The 17,531-nt window shown below is 67.2% G+C and carries 14 protein-coding genes; 3 read left to right on the forward strand and 11 right to left on the reverse strand.

Annotated elements, in window-relative coordinates; translation table 11 throughout:
- Window positions 1–188: 188 nt before the first annotated feature.
- The 4 genes from purH to VFY73_RS16810 all read right to left on the reverse strand — a co-directional run bounded on the left by purH (window position 189) and on the right by VFY73_RS16810 (window position 4,207).
- The gene (purH, locus tag VFY73_RS16795) at window positions 189–1,769 is read right to left on the reverse strand and encodes a bifunctional phosphoribosylaminoimidazolecarboxamide formyltransferase/IMP cyclohydrolase (protein ID WP_329720797.1); all 1,581 of its coding nucleotides are present in this window, start codon (window positions 1,767–1,769) and stop codon (window positions 189–191) included.
- Between the two features lie 223 nt (window positions 1,770–1,992).
- Complete coding sequence (locus VFY73_RS16800; protein ID WP_329720799.1) at window positions 1,993–2,229, reverse strand: Fis family transcriptional regulator; 237 nt, start codon at window positions 2,227–2,229, stop codon at window positions 1,993–1,995.
- A gap of 45 nt (window positions 2,230–2,274) precedes the next feature.
- A complete protein-coding gene (gene dusB / locus VFY73_RS16805) occupies window positions 2,275–3,318 on the reverse strand; it encodes a tRNA dihydrouridine synthase DusB (protein ID WP_329720820.1) in 1,044 nt (347 codons plus the stop codon).
- Between the two features lie 103 nt (window positions 3,319–3,421).
- On the reverse strand, window positions 3,422–4,207 hold the full coding sequence (locus tag VFY73_RS16810; protein WP_329720801.1) for a substrate-binding periplasmic protein: 786 nt from the start codon (window positions 4,205–4,207) through the stop codon (window positions 3,422–3,424).
- A gap of 202 nt (window positions 4,208–4,409) precedes the next feature.
- Here VFY73_RS16810 and VFY73_RS16815 point away from each other — a divergent pair, with 202 nt between their 5' ends.
- The gene (locus VFY73_RS16815; RefSeq protein WP_414654477.1) at window positions 4,410–4,907 is read left to right on the forward strand and encodes a YqaA family protein; all 498 of its coding nucleotides are present in this window, start codon (window positions 4,410–4,412) and stop codon (window positions 4,905–4,907) included.
- Window positions 4,908–5,060: 153 nt separating this feature from the next.
- Here VFY73_RS16815 and VFY73_RS16820 read toward each other — a convergent pair whose 3' ends face one another.
- Entirely contained in the window at window positions 5,061–6,884 is a 1,824-nt protein-coding gene (locus VFY73_RS16820; protein WP_329720803.1) for a carbohydrate-binding module family 20 domain-containing protein, read from the reverse strand.
- A 517-nt stretch (window positions 6,885–7,401) separates the two neighbouring features.
- Between VFY73_RS16820 and VFY73_RS16825 the strand changes: the two genes are divergently transcribed.
- Window positions 7,402–8,922 carry a carboxypeptidase M32 gene (locus tag VFY73_RS16825; RefSeq protein ID WP_329720805.1) on the forward strand — a complete coding sequence of 507 codons (1,521 nt, stop codon included), beginning with the start codon at window positions 7,402–7,404 and terminating at the stop codon, window positions 8,920–8,922.
- 204 nt (window positions 8,923–9,126) lie between these two features.
- Here the strand turns inward: VFY73_RS16825 and VFY73_RS16830 are convergent, their stop codons facing one another.
- Window positions 9,127–10,359, reverse strand: a complete 1,233-nt coding sequence (locus VFY73_RS16830; protein ID WP_329720806.1) for a patatin-like phospholipase family protein — start codon at window positions 10,357–10,359, stop codon at window positions 9,127–9,129.
- Between the two features lie 57 nt (window positions 10,360–10,416).
- A complete protein-coding gene (locus VFY73_RS16835) occupies window positions 10,417–11,022 on the reverse strand; it encodes a phasin family protein (protein WP_329720808.1) in 606 nt (201 codons plus the stop codon).
- 300 nt (window positions 11,023–11,322) lie between these two features.
- On the opposite strand from VFY73_RS16835, the gene VFY73_RS16840 reads away from it, so the two are divergent.
- Window positions 11,323–13,320 carry an SDR family oxidoreductase gene (locus VFY73_RS16840; RefSeq protein ID WP_329720810.1) on the forward strand — a complete coding sequence of 666 codons (1,998 nt, stop codon included), beginning with the start codon at window positions 11,323–11,325 and terminating at the stop codon, window positions 13,318–13,320.
- A gap of 22 nt (window positions 13,321–13,342) precedes the next feature.
- Here the strand turns inward: VFY73_RS16840 and VFY73_RS16845 are convergent, their stop codons facing one another.
- The 4 genes from VFY73_RS16845 to VFY73_RS16860 form a co-directional block, all read right to left on the reverse strand.
- Window positions 13,343–14,041 carry a hypothetical protein gene (locus VFY73_RS16845; protein ID WP_329720812.1) on the reverse strand — a complete coding sequence of 233 codons (699 nt, stop codon included), beginning with the start codon at window positions 14,039–14,041 and terminating at the stop codon, window positions 13,343–13,345.
- Between the two features lie 4 nt (window positions 14,042–14,045).
- Window positions 14,046–15,011, reverse strand: a complete 966-nt coding sequence (locus VFY73_RS16850; RefSeq protein ID WP_329720814.1) for a diguanylate cyclase domain-containing protein — start codon at window positions 15,009–15,011, stop codon at window positions 14,046–14,048.
- 108 nt (window positions 15,012–15,119) lie between these two features.
- The gene (locus VFY73_RS16855; protein ID WP_329720816.1) at window positions 15,120–16,619 is read right to left on the reverse strand and encodes a DEAD/DEAH box helicase; all 1,500 of its coding nucleotides are present in this window, start codon (window positions 16,617–16,619) and stop codon (window positions 15,120–15,122) included.
- 374 nt (window positions 16,620–16,993) lie between these two features.
- The coding region (locus tag VFY73_RS16860; protein WP_329720818.1) for a S8 family serine peptidase at window positions 16,994–17,531 on the reverse strand (538 nt) is incomplete at its 5' end.

The following is a 17,531-nucleotide window of genomic DNA, read 5'->3' on the forward strand; positions in this document are numbered from 1 at the left end:
CGCTGCCCATCGTGGTGGTGTGGCAGCGCGTTTGAATGGCCATCCGGGTGTTTCAACGAACGCGCTGCCTGGCTACCATGGGTGGCTGGCGGGGTGAGGGGTACCCCACTGATGAACGTCTAACGAGTTAGTGGGGTACCCCTCTCACCCCGCCTCGTCGTCGCCGCGCAGGCAGACCTTCGATACGCTCAGTGTCGGAAGTGGCGCGTGCCCGTCAGCACCATCGCGATGCCGCGCTCATCGGCGGCGGCGATCACCTCGTCGTCACGCATCGAGCCACCCGGGTGGATCACGCAGCTCGCACCGGCATCCACCACCACATCCAAGCCGTCGCGGAACGGGAAGAAGGCGTCGCTCGCGACAGCCGTGTCTTGCAGCGTCAGACCAGCGTGACCGGCCTTGATGCTGGCGATGCGTGCCGAGTCGAGGCGGCTCATCTGGCCGGCGCCGACACCCATCGTCATGCCGTCCTTGCAGAAGACGATCGCGTTGCTCTTGACGAAGCGGGCGACGGTCCAGGCGAAGCGCAGGTCCGCCAGCTGTTGCGGCGTGGGCTGCTTCTTCGTGACGACCTTCAGCTCGCCGACGATGTCGATGTTGTCGGCCGATTGCAGCAGCATGCCGCCACCGACGCGCTTGAAGTCCAGCGGGTTCGACAGCTGGCTGATCGGTACCTCGAGCAGGCGCACGTTGGTCTTGCTCGCATACGCCGTGCGCGCGGCCGGCGTGATCGCCGGTGCGATGGCAACCTCGACGAAGTGCTTGCGGGCGTTGATCGCTTCGACGACGTCCGCATCGAGCGGACGGTTGAAGGCGATGATGCCGCCGAAGGCCGAGGTCGGGTCGGTCTTGAAGGCCTTCTCGTAGGCTTCGAGCAGCGTCGCGCCCACCGCCACGCCACACGGGTTGGCGTGCTTGACGATCACGCAGGCCGGCTGGTCGAAGGCCTTCACGCACTCCCACGCCGCGTCGGCGTCGGCGATGTTGTTGAAGCTGAGTTCCTTGCCCTGGATCTGCTGCCACTGCGCCAGCGTGCCCTCGGCCGGCTGGGCTTCGCGGTAGAACGCGGCTGACTGGTGCGGGTTCTCGCCGTAACGCATGCCCTGCACCTTGTGCAGCTGCAGGTTGAAGACCTGCGGGTACTCGACCCTGGCCGGCACGGCTTCGGTCTTGTCTTCCGAGCCGGCTTCGAGCGCGGTGAGGTAGTTGGTGATCATGCCGTCGTAGGCGGCCGTGTGGGCGAACACCTTCTTGGCCAGCATGAACTTGGTGGCACGCTTCAGGCCGCCCGATTGCAGCTCGCCCAGCACCTGCGGGTAGTCGGTCGGGTCGATCACGACGCCGACGTCCTGCCAGTTCTTCGCCGCGGCGCGCAGCATCGCCGGGCCGCCGATGTCGATGTTCTCGATCGCGTCTTCGAGCGTGCAATCGGCCTTGGCGGTGGCCTTGGCGAACGGGTACAGGTTGATGATCAGCAGATCGATGGTGCCGATCCCGTGTTCCTTCAGCGCCGCCATGTGCGCCGGCACATCGCGACGCGCCAGCAGGCCGCCGTGCACGCGCGGGTGCAGCGTTTTCACGCGGCCATCGAGCATCTCTGGGAAGCCCGTGATCTCGGAGACTTCCGTCACCGGCAGGCCGCTGTCGGCCAGCAGCTTCGCGGTGCCGCCGGTCGACAGCAGCTTGATGCCCTGCGCGTGCAATGCGCGGGCGAAGTCGACGATGCCGGTCTTGTCGGAGACCGAGAGCAGGGCGGTGAGGTCAGCCATGGTGGTGCGTCAGTAGGAGAACGAAGGATCCAATCGGCCCGCGCGCAGCGTCGGGCCTCATCAAGTGGCGTGCGCGGATCCGGCTTTGCCGGTCCGCTGCGCGAGCCCCTTGGGGGGCCGAGCCCGGACATGAACAGTCCTGAGGACTGTTCGTGCCTGGCGAGGGGCCGGGCCTCTGGCCCGGCGCGGCCAGCAAGGCAGCCCCGGGAGGGGTGTGGGGGCTTCATTTGATCAGCTTGTGTTCGACAAGCTTGCGGCGCAGCGTGTTGCGGTTGATGCCCAGCCACTCGGCGGCTTTGCTCTGGTTGCCCTCGGCCTGGCGCATCACGACGTCGAGCAGCGGCTTCTCGACGGTCAGGATGACCATGTCGTGCAGCGAATGCGGTTCTTCACCGTTCAAGTCCTTGAAATACTGGGTCAGCGTCTCACGGACGCAGTCTTCGATGTTCTTCTTGCTCATGAAAAAGGAAGGCCCGCCTTGCGGCGGGCTCCGGCAAAACGGCGCTCAGGCGAGCAGGGCGATCTGATCCTGGTTGGCGGCGGCGTCAGCCACCACCGGCAGGCGGTCGTGTTGGTCGGCCAGGTGGTCGAAAAAAGTCGTCACGGCGCGCAGCTGGGCCGCTGCGTCGTCCAGGGTGTTCATCACGGCGCGAAAGGCCTCGCCGCCGGGCAGCGCCCGCACGGCCCAGCCGATGTGCTTGCGGGCGCTGCGCACGCCGGTCTCTTCGCCGTACAACGTGTAGTGGTCGGCCAGGTGCTCGGTCAGCCAGCGCTGAACGTCGCGGGTGGCCGGCGGCACCGGCCGTTCACCGTGCTGCAGGTAGTGGGCGATCTCGTCGAAGATCCACGGCCGGCCTTGCGCGGCGCGGCCGATCATCACGGCGTCGGCGCCGGTGGCGCGCAACACCTCGGCGGCGCGCTCGGGGGTGTCGATGTCGCCGTTGGCCACCACCGGGATGCGCAGTGCGGCCTTGATCGCGGTCACCGTCTCATGCTCGGCCTGGCCGCCGTAGCCTTGTTCGCGGGTGCGGCCATGCACGGTCACCAGCGCGACGCCGGCGCTCTCGGCCGCGCGCGCCAGTGACAGCGCGTTGCGCACCTCGGCGCACCAGCCGGTGCGCATCTTCAGCGAGACCGGCACGCCGTGCGATGCACAGGCAGCGACCACCGCTTCGATGATGGCCAGCGCGCCCGGCTCGTCGCGCATCAGCGCGGAGCCGGCCCACTTGTTGCACACCTTCTTGGCCGGGCAGCCCATGTTGATGTCGATGATCTGCGCGCCGCGGTCGATGTTGTAGGCGGCGGCCTCGGCCATCATCGCGGCGTCGGTGCCGGCGATCTGCACCGCAATGGGACCAGGCTCGCCGTCGTGGTTGGCGCGGCGCGAGGTCTTCAGCGACTGCCACAGGTCCTTGCGCGAAGTCACCATCTCGCTCACCGCGTAACCCGCGCCGAGCCGCTTGCACAGCTGGCGAAACGGCCGGTCGGTCACCCCGGCCATCGGCGCGACGAACAGGTTGTTCGCCAGCTCGTAGGGGCCGATTCGCAGGGGACGCAGCAGCGGTTGAAGAAGGGGCGACGGCGGCATGGGCTGCTCAAAAAGGAGGCAGGATTCTACCTGTCCCGGCCCACGGCCCGGGGGCTGAGATGGCTTACTTGGCGGTCTGCTTGCGCCAGAGCTGGATGCCTCGGTCGACGAAGCCACCCATCGCCTTCTCGCGGTTGAGCTTGTACAGCGCGCGGGCGATGCGGCCACGCATGTCAGGCGTGTTGCAGGGAGATCGGTACGACAGCGTCAGGTACAGGTTCTCGCGCGCCACCGGCTCGCCGAGCATCTTCACGTCGCTGATGTTGCGGCGGGCCAGGAAGGCCTGGCCGGGGCTGTCTTCGTAGACGAGGTAGTCTGCCCGGCCGGCCTGCACGATCTGGATCGCCTGCTCCAGGCTCGCGACCTGGTTGATGCGCAGCTTTTCTTTGGCGTAGCGGTCGAATTCTTCGCCGAAGCTGTTGTTGATCACCGTCACACCTTGCAGGCCTACCAGGTCGGGCCAGCGGCGGAACTTCAGGTTCTGGTTGTCGCCGCGGGTCCAGATCACCGAGCGGGTCTCGTGGAACGCCGGGTGGAAGTAGTCCATGTACTCGGTGCGCGGCTGGGTGAAGAAGGCGCCGGCGATCAGGTCCACATGGCCAAGCCGGGTCTCTTCCTGCACCCGACCCCACGGGCCGCTGTACTGCACCTCGATCGGCACGCCGATCTCTTTGGCCAGCCACTGCATCAGCTCGGCGTTGGCGCCGATCAGGCGGCTCTCGTTGTCGGGGTCTCGCCACAGGAACGGCGGGTACTCCGGGTTGCCGGAGGCGGTGATCTGCGTGCAGCCCGCGTCGGCGGCCTGCACGGGGTACGCCAGCAACAGCCCCAGCCAGAGGCCGGCCGCCATGGCGCGGCGGGCGTTTGTTCTCGGGTGACGAACGAAAGCGGCAATCTGCGGCATGGTGCGTCGTATCGAGTGGAGGGGCGGGGCAACAGCATGCCCGCGCCGGCTGACACCGGGCTGATGTCATGGGGCGGGACGAGTTGGGCAAGACACTGTTGCACGGGTTCGGCGCATCGGTCCCCCGGGCCTTCCATAATGCGCCGGCATGGAAGCAGGCATTGCGTCATGGGTGAACAGCCTGTTGGCGGCGCTGGCGGTGCCGCGCCTGGGCCTCAGCGCCGTCTTCATCATTGCGGTGATCTCGGCCACGCTGTTGCCGCTGGGCTCGGAATTCGCGGTGATCGGGCTGGTCAAGCTCGATGCCGGGCTTTTCTGGCCGGCGGTGCTGGTGGCCACGGCGGGCAACACCGTTGGTGGGGCCATCACTTGGTGGATGGGTTACGGCGCCGAAAAGGCCTATGAGCATGTGGCCCACCGCCGCCCGCATGAGGTCAAGGCCCTGCAGTGGCTGCATCGTTTTGGCGCCAAGGCCTGCCTGCTGAGCTGGTTGCCAGTGGTGGGCGACCCGCTGTGTGCGGTGGCCGGCTGGCTGAAGCTGCCGTTCTGGCCTTGCGTGCTCTACATGGCGATCGGCAAGTTCGGCCGTTACCTGACGATGACGGCCGCTTTGCTGTGGTGGTTTCCGGGCGAGATCACGCTGTAGTGCCACCCCGGCTTGCGGGGTACTGCAAACCCGCCCCCAAGGGGTTGCGCGGTCGGACGCTCGGGTGCGGCCCGGCGCTGGCCGCGCCCGCTCCGTTCGTCGCCCGCGGGACATCCAGGAGTCTGGGCGTCTGCCGCCCAGACTCCTGGAACTTCAGAACTTGAAGTTGCCGTCGTTCTGCGTCTTGGCGTTGCCCTTGGCGCAGGTCGTGACTTCACGGTTGCCGCTGGCGGTGGCCTGGTTGCTCTCCCAGACCGCGGTCGCGCCGTTCCACTTCACGTACTTGTACTGGAGCGCCGTCTTGGCCGGCAGGGCGACCGTGCCTTTCCATGTCGCATTGGCGCCCGAACCCACGATCGTCAGCGCAAAGCCCTGCGATGGGGTCCAGTTGCCAAGCTTGGTCTGGTTGCCGACGACGTACAGCCTCTCGCCCCAGCTGGTGTTGGCGTTGGCGATCTTGAAGGTCATCGCGCACGTGCCGCCGTTGCCACCACCGCCAACCTTCTGGCCGGTGTAGATGACGACCGCCGGGACACCGCTGCCCCCATCGTTGGCCGCCACGGTGATCGTGGCATTGCCGCTTGCATCCACGGTCACCGTGCCGCCGGTGCAGCTGGCGCCGTCTGCCGCCAACGTGCCTTGCACCACGTTGCAGTAGGTGCCCGCGGGCAGCGTGGTGGCAAAGGTCTTGGTCCACACGCTGCCGCTGTTGTTCAGTGCAACGAAGCCGACGTTGCCGCGGTTGAACGAGACCTGGTTGCCGTTGTTGCCGATCGCCCAGTTCTGCTGCGGCTGCCCACTCACCGCCGAGCGGAACTTGACGATGTTGGAGATGTCGCTCCAGCGGTGCACGAAGTCCCAGATCACGTTGATCTGCGGCGCGCCGTTCTCGTAGGGGCTGGCGGTTGGCCGGTCGGCGTCTGCGTTCGTGAAGCGAAAGCCCGAGTGCAGCTGCGCCTCACCGTAGCCCTGGGCCAGCATGAAGATGTTGGCCAGGTCGAAGCGCTTGGTGCCGTTGGTGTCGTTGATCGCGCCGGTGTGGTTGGCGGTGTTCAGCGAGCTGCCGTTGCGTTCAGTGTCCCAGTTGTTGACGAAGACCGTTGCGAACTGCGGCTGCACGAAGCCCCACGAGCCGCCCCAGTTGCCCCAGCTGCCCATGATCGACGGGATGGCCGACAGCGTCAGCCCGTTGTTGCCGCGGAAGACGTCGCGCATCGCGTAGGTGAACTGGAACTCGTTCACCGTGCCGACACTGAAGTAGTCCGAACGGGTCACGCCGCCGTCGGGGATGATCTCTTGTGTGACCCAGATCGGCTCTCCGGCCTTGGTCAGCGGGTGGGTCGACTTGACGGTGTTCAGTATGTTCAGCAGTGCCGACGCGGGCATGTGCTTGGCCGCATCGATGCGAAAGCCGTCGACGCCCATGGTCAGCAGCGTACGCAGGTAGTTGACGATCTGGCCCTGCACATAGCTGCTCTCGGTGGCCAGGTCGGGCAGACCGCCCATGCGGCAGTTCATCACCCGGTCGCGCGTATCGGGGCTGTTGTAGTCGCTTTGCTGGATGTCGCAGCGGCCGTGGAAATCAGCGGCGCTGAAGAACGGGAAGCTGAGTGTGTCGGCATTCCAGGTCGAGCCGTCGGTGGCGGTGCCGGAGCCGTCGGCCATCTGGTTGACCACGATGTCGGCGTAGACCCGCACGCCCGCGGCGTGGCAGGTGTCGATCATCGTCTGCAGCTGCGTGGCGTTGCCCATGCGGCTGGTCAACGCCACGTAGTTGACCGGCTGGTAGACGCCCCACCAGCCGTTGGCGTTCTTCGAGGCGCCAGGTGGCGAGATCTGCACCGCGCCATAACCTTGCGGGCCCAGCCACTGGGTGCATTCGGTCGCGATGTCGTTCCAGCTCCATTCGAACATCTGGACCGAGGTGTCGCGGGGGTTCAGTGCTGCATGGCTGCTGACGGCTGTCAGCGCGGCCATGCAGGCGGTGGCCAAGAGGGGGGCGAGTCGTCTCCGGTTGTTGTTCATGCTTGTCTAACTCGATGGGTGGGGGAATGCCAGTGGCCAAAGCCACTGCGGCAACGCCGGTGAGTGACCGCCAATGGCGGCCGGTGTCTCCTTTCAGGCTGGGGTTCGAGGGCCGAGGCAAGGCTTCGAGAGTTGGTCACCCATGTAAGCGGGCGTTGCGCAAAGGCACTGATTGGGTTGATGCTGGGATCGAAATCTTTCCGGCCAAAGATGTAGTTTCAGTACACCACCTTGAGGGCGCCAAGTGGATTGCCCCTAGGAAGTCGCCCCTGTTGGCCTGGTCAAGGTAACTTCGTGCAACGATCTCACGTAGTTTTCATGTAGTTTTGATACTTTGATGGATTCGGATCTCACAGGTGCGAGCATCGACGGCACCTCCACGCCATCCCCCATGAGGGGGTGCCGGTGGGGCATTTCGGGCGTCGCATTCGCCCCACAATCGGGCCACGACCCGTTGTTTGAGAGACCGGTGCCGGCCACCCTGGCCCCGGTGCACCTGATGCCACCAGCCACCCCGCAGTACGACGCGCTGACCGATCGCTTCACCCGCATCCATCGGTTTGCGCATTTGCAGAACATCGCCCATTGGGACCAGCAGGCGAACATGCCGTCGCGCGGCAACGAGGCCCGATCGGCCGCGTTGGCCGAGTTGGCGGGCCTGTTGCACCGACTGCGCACTGATCCGGCGCTTGGCAGCAGCCTGGACGAGGCCGGCAGCGAGGGGCTCGACGAGGCGCAGAAGGCCAACCTGCGCGAAATCCGCCGCCAATGGGACGCGGCCACTTCGTTGCCAGAAGCGCTGGTCGAGCGCCGCTCACTCGCGACCTCGCGTTGCGAGCACGCGTGGCGAAGCCAGCGGCCGGCCAACGACTGGGCCGGCTTCCTGCCCAACCTGAAAGAAGTGCTGGCGATCTACCGCGAAGTCGCCCAGCGGCTGGCCGAGCGCTCGGGCATGACGCCTTACGACGCGCTGATGGATCAATACGAACCCGGCATGACGACCGTCAAGGTGCGCCAGGTCTTCGGTGACGTGCGCGCCTGGTTGCCTGACCTGATCCGCCGCGTGAGCGAGAAGCAGGCCCGCGAGCCGGTGCTGCAGCCGCACGGGCCGTTCGCGCTCGATGCGCAGCGAGCGTTGTGCGAGCGTGTGATGCAGCTGCTGCAGTTCGACTTCAGCGCCGGCCGGCTCGATGTCAGCGCGCACCCGTTCTCGGGTGGCGTGCCGGAGGACGTGCGGCTGACCACGCGCTTTCGCGAAGACGACTTCCTGCAAAGCCTGATGGGCACGATCCACGAGACCGGCCATGGCCGCTACGAGCAGAACCTGCCACGTGCGCTGCTGGGCCAGCCGGTGGCCGAGGCCCGCTCGATGGCTCTGCACGAAAGCCAGAGCCTGGCCTTCGAGATGCAGCTCGGCGGCCATCCCGGCGTGGCGCGGTTGTTGTCGCCGATGCTGGTCGAGGCCTTCGGCGACCAGGCCGCCTTCATGCCGGGCAACCTGCACCGGCTGCTGACGCGTGTGAAGCCGGGCTTCATCCGTGTCGATGCCGACGAAGTGACCTACCCGGCACACGTGATGCTGCGCTTCGACATCGAGCGCGCGCTGATCGAAGGCGAGGTCGAGGCCGAAGACATTCCGGCGTTGTGGGACGCCGCGATGATGGAGCTGCTCGGCATCGACACCCGCGGCAACTTCACCGACGGCCCGATGCAGGACGTGCACTGGGCCGAGGGCCTGTTCGGCTACTTTCCCTGCTACTCGCTGGGTGCGATGTACGCCGCGCAGTGGTTCGCCGCGATGCGCCGTGCGATGCCCGACCTGGACGCGCGTATCAACGATGGCGAGCTGGGTGACGTTTTCGGCTGGCTCAACGCGAACATCTGGAGCCAGGGCAGCCGCTGGACCACCGACGAGCTGGCGGTGCGTGCGAGTGGCGAAACACTGAACCCTGCGCACTTCAAGGCGCACCTCGAGTCCCGGTATTTGTAAGCCCCCACGCTCCCTCCGGTCGCTGCCTTGCAGGCCGCGCCGGGCCAGAGGCCCGGCCCCTCGCCAGGCACGAACAGTCCTCAGGACTGCTCATGTCCGGGCTCGGCCCCCCCGAAGGGGCTCGCGCAGCGGACCGGCGGAGCCGCCGGCTCCGAGCACGCCACTTGACGAAGAGCGGCGCTGCGCGCGCTCTCGAATGCCAAGCTATGTCGCCGGCATGGCGGCCAGCGCCGCTTCCAGCTGGTCGAGCACCTGGTGCGTGCGTTCGGTCAAGTGATTGCCCGAGCGGCGCAAGGCCAGCTTGGGCAGCAACCGGCGTTCGCGGAACAGCGAGTCCAGGTCCATCGGCACGCGGTGTTCGCTGAAGACCAGCGCCAGCTCGGCGCAGCGACTGCGCAGCCAGCGGCGCGTCTGCTGGTAGGCGTGCTCGGCCAGTTCGCGCCGCAGCGTGTAGCTGAAGGTGCCGGCGCGGAACATCTGCGGGTCGTGGCGGTCGGGCTCGATCAGCACGATGTCGCACTCGGGGTGGCTGTGGGCATAGCCCTTCAAGCCCAGCTCCAGGCGCGAATGGATCAGCGAGCGGAAGGTCTGGCTCAGCACCGCCGGCAGGCCCACCGAGGCCAGGTGGGGGATCTTGCCGTCGTGTGAAGCAGGCGCGGCATGGTTCGCGCGCAAGGACGCATCGAATGGCACCAGCGGGTTCAGGCAGATGAGCAGATCCTGGCCTTGGTCCAGCAGCACCGAGGCGTGGATCGTCTTCTTGAGCGCGCCATCGACATAGTGCCGGCCGTCGATCGCCACCGGCGGGTACAGCCCCGGCAGCGCGGCACTGGCGATCACTGCGCGGGCGATCGGCGTCGAGTCCCAGCCGGGCAGGCCGAAGGGGGCTGCTTCACCCGTGTCCAGGTCGGTGGCCACCACCACCAGTGGGCGGCGCAACTGGCGGAAGTCGTTGCTGCGGCCGGGGGCGGAGAACACACGCTCCAGCTGCGCCTGCATCGCGCGGTTGTCGAACAGGCCATTGGGCAGCGCGCCGCCAAGCAGGCCCAACGCATTGACCCAAGGCAGCTTGCCGGCGGCGACCTGCCAGGCTGCATCGGCTGCCAACGATGGAAGGCGATGCAAGCGGCGGCGGTATTCGCGCCAGGCCGGTTGGGTGAAAAGGCGGGGGTCGATCAGGTCATCGGCGCCGCCATCGCTTTCGATGAAGGCGGCACACATCTGGCGCGGCGTCATGCCGTTGGCCAGGCCAGCGGCGATGAAGGCGCCGGCGGACACGCCGATGTAGGCGTTCAGGTCGGTGAAGTCCAGGCCCGGCAGGACCTCTTCAAGTGCGCACAGCGCGCCGATCTCGTGGATCGCCCCGAGAGGGCCGCCGCCGGCCAGCGCCAGCGCGATGCGAGGGCGGCCGGGGGCCGATGGGCGGCGGGGGCTCAAAGACAAGAACTTCTCGCATGCGGGGCGCAGCCGTCACGGCGGCGCCCCTAAAGGGCATCAGGCCGCAGCGGCCTCGGTGCTCTTGGCGGCGGCCTTCCTGGCAGCAGCCTTGCGCGGGGCGGCAGCCTTCTTGGCCGGGGCAGCTTTCTTCGCGACCGGCTTCTTGGCAGCGGCCTTCGGTGCGGCGGCGCCGTTGGCCTTGCTCACGGCGGCCTTCTTCGCCGGAGCGACCTTGCCGCCCAGCTTGGCGACGGCGCCGGCCAGCGCATCGACGCGCTCGGTCAGCGCGGCCACGTCCTTGGCGGTCGGTACGCCCAGCTTGCTCAGCGCCTTGGCGGTGCGGGCTTCGAAGATCGATTCCAGCTTGTCCCACGAGGCGCCGGCCTTGTTGGTGACTTCACCGGCCATCGCGCTGACCTTGCCGGTCACCTCGCCGATGCGCTCTTCGGCCACGGCCTGCGTCTTGCGCTGCAGGCTGACACCTTCCTTGACCAGGGCTTCGAAGACCTTGGTGCCTTCTTCCTGGGCCTTGGCGAAGGCACCCATGCCAGCCAGCCAGATCTGCTGAGCCGAGGCTTTCACCGCACCGGCGAGCTGGCTGTCCAGCAGGCCCGCGGGGGAGGCCGACTTTTGCTCAGCCATCTTCTTCAGCTTCTTGACCATGGTGGGGATCCTCTTTCCAGTTCAGGGTTGGCGACAAAACGTCAGGGCGGACGGGCCACCCTCTTCAGCACATGTGGCTCGGCCACTTTGCTTGAACCCCCGCGTGGAGGCGGGCCGGGAATGTCCCGGCCTCGGGGGCAATCAGAAAACCCAGTGTAGAAGCCGGTTTTCGAGGTGGCATCCTAAAACGCTAGGTGCGCGCGCCTATCTCGGGTAAGCGCGAAAGCTCCCCCGGACCGCGCGGGCCAAAATCCGCGCGAACATACCCCTTCCCGAATCCCAATTCACCCAGGAGGCTTCATGCAGTATTTCGTCACCGGCGCCACCGGCTTCATTGGCAAGCGTCTCGTCAAGAAACTGCTCGCGCGCCGGGGCTCGACGGTGTATTTCCTGGTCCGCCCCGGCAGCGAGGGCAAGGTGTCCGGCCTGCTGGAGGACTGGGGCGTGTCCAAGGCCCGCGCGATTGCCGTCAGCGGGGACCTGACGTCGAAGAAGCTGGGCGTGGCGGCCGACGTGATCAAGCAGCTGAAGGGCCAGATCGACGCGGTCTACCACCTGGCGGCCGTCTACGACCTGTCGGCCGATGAAGAGAGCCAGGTGCAGGTCAACATCGAGGGCACCCGCAATGTCGTCGAGTTCGCCAAGGCGATCGACGCGGGCCATCTGCACCATGTCAGCTCGATCGCGGCCGCCGGCCTGTACGAAGGTGTGTTCCGCGAGGACATGTTCGAAGAGGCCGAGGGGCTGGACCATCCGTATTTCATGACCAAGCACGAGTCCGAGAAGATCGTGCGCAAGGAAAGCAAGGTGCCGTGGACGGTGTACCGGCCGGCGATGGTCGTCGGCGATTCGACCACCGGCGAGATGGACAAGATCGACGGGCCGTACTATTTCTTCAAGCTGATCCAGCGCATGCGCCAGCTGCTGCCGCCGTGGATGCCGGCGGTCGGCCTCGAAGGCGGGCGGATCAACATCGTGCCGGTCGATTTCGTCGTCGATGCGCTCGACCACATCAGCCACTCGAAGGCCGCGACCAAGGGCAAGTGTTTCCACCTGGTGGATCCTGTGGGCTATCGCGTCGGCGACGTGCTGGACATCTTCTCGAAGGCTGCCCATGCGCCGAAGATGAATCTGTTCATCAACGCAGCGCTGCTGGGCTTCATCCCGAAGAGCGTCAAGAAGGGTTTGATGGCGGTCGCGCCGGTGCGCCGCGTGCGCAATGCGATCATGAAAGACCTCGGGCTGCCCGAAGACATCCTGACCTTCATCAACTACCCGACACGCTACGACTGCCGCGAGACGCTGGCGGCGCTGAAGGGCTCGGGCATCGAGTGTCCGAAGCTGGACGACTACGCCTGGCGCCTGTGGGACTACTGGGAGCGCCACCTCGATCCCGACCTGCTGATCGACCGCTCGCTGCGCGGCACGGTGGGCGGCAAGGTGGTTCTCGTGACCGGTGGCTCGTCGGGCATCGGCCTGGCGGCGGCGATCAAGTTCGCCGAGGCCGGCGCGATCACCGTGATCTGCGCGCGTGACGAGGTCAAGCTGAAGGAGGCTGAAGGAGAGATCCGCAGCAAGGCCGGCAAGGACGCGCAGGTCCACATCTACTCGGCCGACATCTCCAACGAACAGAGCTGCAGCGAGATGATCGCCTGGTTGACCGAGAGCTTCGGCGGCGTCGACTTCCTGATCAACAACGCCGGTCGCTCGATCCGTCGCGCGATCGAGAACAGCTACGACCGCTTCCACGACTTCGAGCGCACGATGCAACTGAACTACTTCGGTTGCCTGCGCGTGACGATGGGCCTGTTGCCGGGCATGGTCAAGAAGCGCAAGGGCCATGTCGTCAACATCAGCTCGATCGGCGTGCTGACCAATGCACCGCGCTTCTCGGCCTACGTGGCCAGCAAGGCGGCACTCGATGCCTGGACGCGTTGCGCGTCGAGCGAATACGCCGATCAGGGCATCAGCTTCACGACCATCAACATGCCGCTGGTGCGCACGCCGATGATCGCACCGACCAAGATCTACAACAACGTGCCGACGTTGAGCCCTGAGGAGGCGGCCGACATGATCGCCCAGGCCTGCGTCTACAAGCCTGTGCGCATCGCGACCCGCCTGGGCATCACCGGCCAGTTGCTGCACGCCCTGTTGCCGCGTGTGGCGCAGATCGCGATGAACACCAGCTTCCGCATGTTCCCGGACTCGGACGCGGCCAAAGGCGAGAAGGGTGGCAAGCCGCAGCTGTCAGCCGAGGCGATCGCGCTGCAGCAGATGATGCGCGGCATCCACTTCTGATCGGCGCCGGCGAGCGACGCGACTACACGGCGCCCCGGCGGGCCAGTTCCGCCGAGGGCAGCACCTGGCGGCCGGGCTGGCCCTCGTCCAGCGTGCGCAGCAACGCGCGGGCGACCACCGCGGCCTCGATCGGCCGCACCGAGACGGGCAGAAGGCCCTGCACGGGCCGCAGCAGACGCAGGGCCCAACGCTCGCCTGGCCGCGCCGGCTGGCCGAGTGCAGCGCGGTCGCCCGCCAACAACGACGGTCGGGCGATCACCACGCTGTCGAAGCCGAGCGCCGACACCGCGCCTTCCATCTGGCCCTTGACGCGGTTGTAGAACACGTTCGAGTTGGCATCGGCACCGAGCGCCGACACGACCGCCAGGCGCTTGGCGCCGGCATCGCGCGCGGCGCGGGCGACGGCCACCACCAGGTCCAGATCGACCGCACGAAAGGCCTCGTGCGAGCCGGCCACCGCGATGGTGGTGCCGAGCGTGATCAATGCGTCATCCACCGGGGGCAGTCGCAGTGGTGGCCCGAGGCCCATGGTGATCAAGACGTGGCCATCGGCCCGCGACAGCGCCCCTTCCAGGCTCGCGTCCGGAGGGCGGCGCAACAGCGCCCACACTGGGCCCCGCGGCTGACCCGCCTGCTGCCGCTCGGCCAGGTGCATCAGCACTGCGCGGCCGACCAGCCCGGTGGCGCCGGCAAGCAGCAGGCGGCGCGTGGCGGCCGCCACGAACCTAACGTGCCGGTGCCACGACCACCGCGGTGTCGCTGCCGCTGCGCGCCGTTTGCAGCGCCTGGTTGGCGGCTTCGAGCAGCGGCAACAGCTGGTCACCATGCTCGGGATAGACGGCCACGCCGACGCGGCAGCGCGGCTGCAGCACTTCGACGCCGGTGTTGACCGGCCCGGCAAGCGCAGCGGCGATCTTGCCAGCCACGCGTTGGGCCTCGTCGGCGTGGTGCAGGTCGACCAGCATCGCGACGAACTGGCCATTCGGCATGCGCACCGCCGTGTCGGTCTTGCGCAGCTCGAAATGCAGGCGACCGGCGGTGGCGCGCAACAGGTCGTCGCCGATGCTGGGGCCGTGCTCCTTGCACAGTGCGTCGAAGCCTTCGAGCTCGATCAGCAGCACGCCGATCTGGGTCCCGGCGCGGGCGGCACGCTGCATCGCCATTTCGGCGCGGTCTTGCAGCACGGCGCGGGTGGGCAGGCCCGTCAGGCTGTCGTGGTGGCTCAGCGCGATCGGTGCGTCGACCGGTGCTTCACCTTCGCATTCGACGGCGATCAGGCCGACCACGCCGCCACCGGCGTCGCGCAAGGTGCCCAGCGACAAGGTGACCGAGCGCGGTTCTCCATCCTTGGCGCGCAGCACCCAGGCGTGCTCGTCGGCCAGGCCACGCCGCAGGCGCGCACTGAAGACGCTGGCATCGGCAGCGACGCGGGCGTCCAGCTCACGCGCGAGCATCGCGGCGCGGGCCTCGATTTCTTCACGCCGCAGCACGCTGCCGATCAGCGGCTTGTTGTTCAATTCGCCCAGCTCGTAGCCGAGCGCCAGCGTGCAGGCGGGGTTGGCCCATAGCACGCGACCGTCGAGGTCGAGACCGAAGGCCATGCGCGGAAACTGATGGATCAGCAGCCGCTGGGCCTCACCCAGCTCGAGCCAGGTAAGGGACTGGGGATCGATGGCGGTGGTGCGGTTCATGGTTCAGTATTCCATTGCGCACTGCGCCCGACAAGCCCGTGACAGCAGCACGGCCACAATGAAAAACCGCCGCAAGGTGCGGCGGTTCAGGCTAGGCGGTCAGCAGGCTCAGGGCTTGCCGCGCAGCAGGCGGGCGCCGGCCGGCTTGGGGGCCGAGCCATTGCCTTGGCTGCTGCCCGCTGGCCGTGCATGGCCCTGGGCGTTGCCGCTCGGGCGAGGTGTGCCGTGGGCCGGCTTGTGGCCGCCGTGCGGGGCATGCTGGCTGGCCGGGCGGCCAGCACTGGCCGCCGGCTTGCCGTGCGACGGACGGCCGTCGTGGCGACCACCATCCTGGCGCGCCGGAGCGCTGCCGCGATCGTTGCGACCGCCGCGGTGGTTGTTGCCACCACCGCCGCCGCCACGGCGCGTACCGCCGATGCCGATCGTCATGCGACCCAGCACGATCGGCTCGGCGCGTTCGCCGGCCGGCGCTTCGAAGCCGGGGATGGTCTCGCGCGGGATCTCGCGCTTGATCAGCTTCTCGATGTCACGCAGGAAGATCTCTTCGTCCAGGCACACCAGCGAGACCGCTTCGCCTTGCGCGCCGGCGCGGCCGGTGCGGCCGATCCGGTGCACATAGTCTTCCGGCACGTTCGGCAACTCGAAGTTGACGACGTGCGGCAACTGGTCGATGTCAATGCCGCGGGCGGCGATGTCCGTTGCCACCAGCACCTGCAAGTCGCCGCTCTTGAAATCGGCCAGCGCCTTGGTACGAGCACCTTGGCTTTTGTTGCCGTGGATCGCCATCGCGCTGATCTCTTCCTTGTTCAGGAATTCGGCCAGCCGATTCGCGCCGTGCTTCATGCGGGTGAAGACCAGCACCTGGTGCCAGTTGCCTTCGCGGATCAGGTGCGCGAGCAGATCCTTCTTGCGCTCTCGGCCGACCGGGTGCACCTTCTGCGCAATCGTGTCGGCGGTCGCGTTGCGGCGTGCCACTTCGATCAGCGCCGGCTGGTTCAGCAGGCGATCGGCCAGGGCCTTGATGTCGTCGCTGAAGGTGGCGGAGAACAGCAGGCTCTGCTTTTGCTGCGGCAGCACCGCGAGCACTTTCTTGATGTCGTGGATGAAGCCCATGTCGAGCATGCGGTCGGCTTCGTCGAGCACGAAGATCTGCACATGGCTCAGGTCCAGCGTGCCTTGCTGGTGGTGGTCCAGCAGACGGCCGGGCGTCGCGACGAGGATGTCGACGCCCTTGCGCAGGCGGTCGATCTGCGGCTGCATGCCGACGCCGCCGAACATCACCATGCTGGTCAACGGCAGGAATTTGCCGTACAGACGCACGCTTTCTTCGACCTGCGCGGCGAGTTCGCGCGTCGGGGTCAGGATCAGCGCCCGGATCGCGACGCGGCCTTTTGCGTCCCGCTTGGGGCCTTGGGCGGCCAGGCGGTGCAACAACGGCAGCGTGAAGCCGGCGGTCTTGCCGGTGCCGGTCTGGGCGCCGGCCATCAGGTCGCCACCGTTCAAGACGGCGGGAATGGCTTGCGCCTGAATGGGGGTGGGTTGGGTGTAGCCTTGTTCGCGCACGGCACGAACAATCGATTCGGCCAGGCCGAGAGATTCAAAGGTCATTGAGCTCTTATGAGCATGGCCGGCCCGCCGCCCGCGAGTTGCTCGGGGCACCAGCCAGGGGCCCGGCCGGGAAGAGGTGCGGTTGGCCTGCAAGAGGTGCACCGCTGTCAGAACTGACAAGCCACCGTCGAGGCTGGACCTCGAGGGGATGGGGCCATTGTAACCATGCGCGTTTACCCCAATCGCCGGATGAGGCCAATCCCCGCCCGGCTTATGGCTCGTCGCACCGCTGCGGCCGACCTGCCTTGCTCGCAGCGCCCAGGGCGATCCGGGACCAACGCAGGCCCTTGCGCAGGCCCTTGCGCAGGACATTGCGCAGGACGTTGCGCAAGTCGGGTCCGGGGGGCGTCACCTGGCCGCTGGCGTGCGGCGGTTCAGTAGGTGCTCACGTTCAAGCGGCCGCCGGTGACCGTCTTGCCCGCCAGCGATGGTGTGGCGGTGGTGGTTGCCAGCACCGCTGCCTTCAGCTCTGCTGCCGTGAGGCCGGGGTGGTACTTGGCGTACAGCGCGATCGCGCCGGTCACGTGCGGCGTGGCCATCGAGGTACCGCTGTACGAGGCGTACGAATTGGTGGGCACGGTCGACCAGACGCCGACGCCCGGGGCTCCAAGGTCCACCGACATCGGGCCCCAGTTGCCTGCCTGTGCACCGGTCGAATCGATCGACGTCACAGCGATCAGGTTGGCGCTCGTGTAGCTCGCTGGATAGACCGGTGTCAGGTCGATGTTGAGCCCGCCATTGCCGGCCGCGGCGACGAACAGGATGTTGGCCGCGCCGCCACGGTCGATGGCGTCCTTCAGGCCTTGCGAGAAGCCGCCGCCGCCCCATGAGTTGTTGGTGGCCACCAGTTTCAGGTTGTGGCGGGTCTTCAGGTCGGTGATGTAGTCGACCGACTTGATGGCGTTGGCGGTG

The sequence above is a fragment of the Ideonella sp. genome (assembly GCF_036277275.1).
Taxonomy (GTDB): Bacteria; Pseudomonadota; Gammaproteobacteria; order Burkholderiales; family Burkholderiaceae_C; genus Ideonella.

What these genes read in the sequence shown, in the direction of transcription:
- purH (WP_329720797.1), bottom strand. Translation starts at nt 1,769, where the DNA reads ATGGCTGACCTCACCGCCCTGCTCTCGGTCTCCGACAAGACCGGCATC.
- VFY73_RS16800 (WP_329720799.1), bottom strand. Translation starts at nt 2,229, where the DNA reads ATGAGCAAGAAGAACATCGAAGACTGCGTCCGTGAGACGCTGACCCAG.
- VFY73_RS16810 (WP_329720801.1), bottom strand. Translation starts at nt 4,207, where the DNA reads ATGGCGGCCGGCCTCTGGCTGGGGCTGTTGCTGGCGTACCCCGTGCAG.
- VFY73_RS16815 (WP_414654477.1), top strand. Translation starts at nt 4,410, where the DNA reads ATGGAAGCAGGCATTGCGTCATGGGTGAACAGCCTGTTGGCGGCGCTG.
- VFY73_RS16820 (WP_329720803.1), bottom strand. Translation starts at nt 6,884, where the DNA reads ATGGCCGCGCTGACAGCCGTCAGCAGCCATGCAGCACTGAACCCCCGC.
- VFY73_RS16835 (WP_329720808.1), bottom strand. Translation starts at nt 11,022, where the DNA reads ATGGTCAAGAAGCTGAAGAAGATGGCTGAGCAAAAGTCGGCCTCCCCC.
- VFY73_RS16840 (WP_329720810.1), top strand. Translation starts at nt 11,323, where the DNA reads ATGCAGTATTTCGTCACCGGCGCCACCGGCTTCATTGGCAAGCGTCTC.
- VFY73_RS16850 (WP_329720814.1), bottom strand. Translation starts at nt 15,011, where the DNA reads ATGAACCGCACCACCGCCATCGATCCCCAGTCCCTTACCTGGCTCGAG.
- VFY73_RS16855 (WP_329720816.1), bottom strand. Translation starts at nt 16,619, where the DNA reads ATGACCTTTGAATCTCTCGGCCTGGCCGAATCGATTGTTCGTGCCGTG.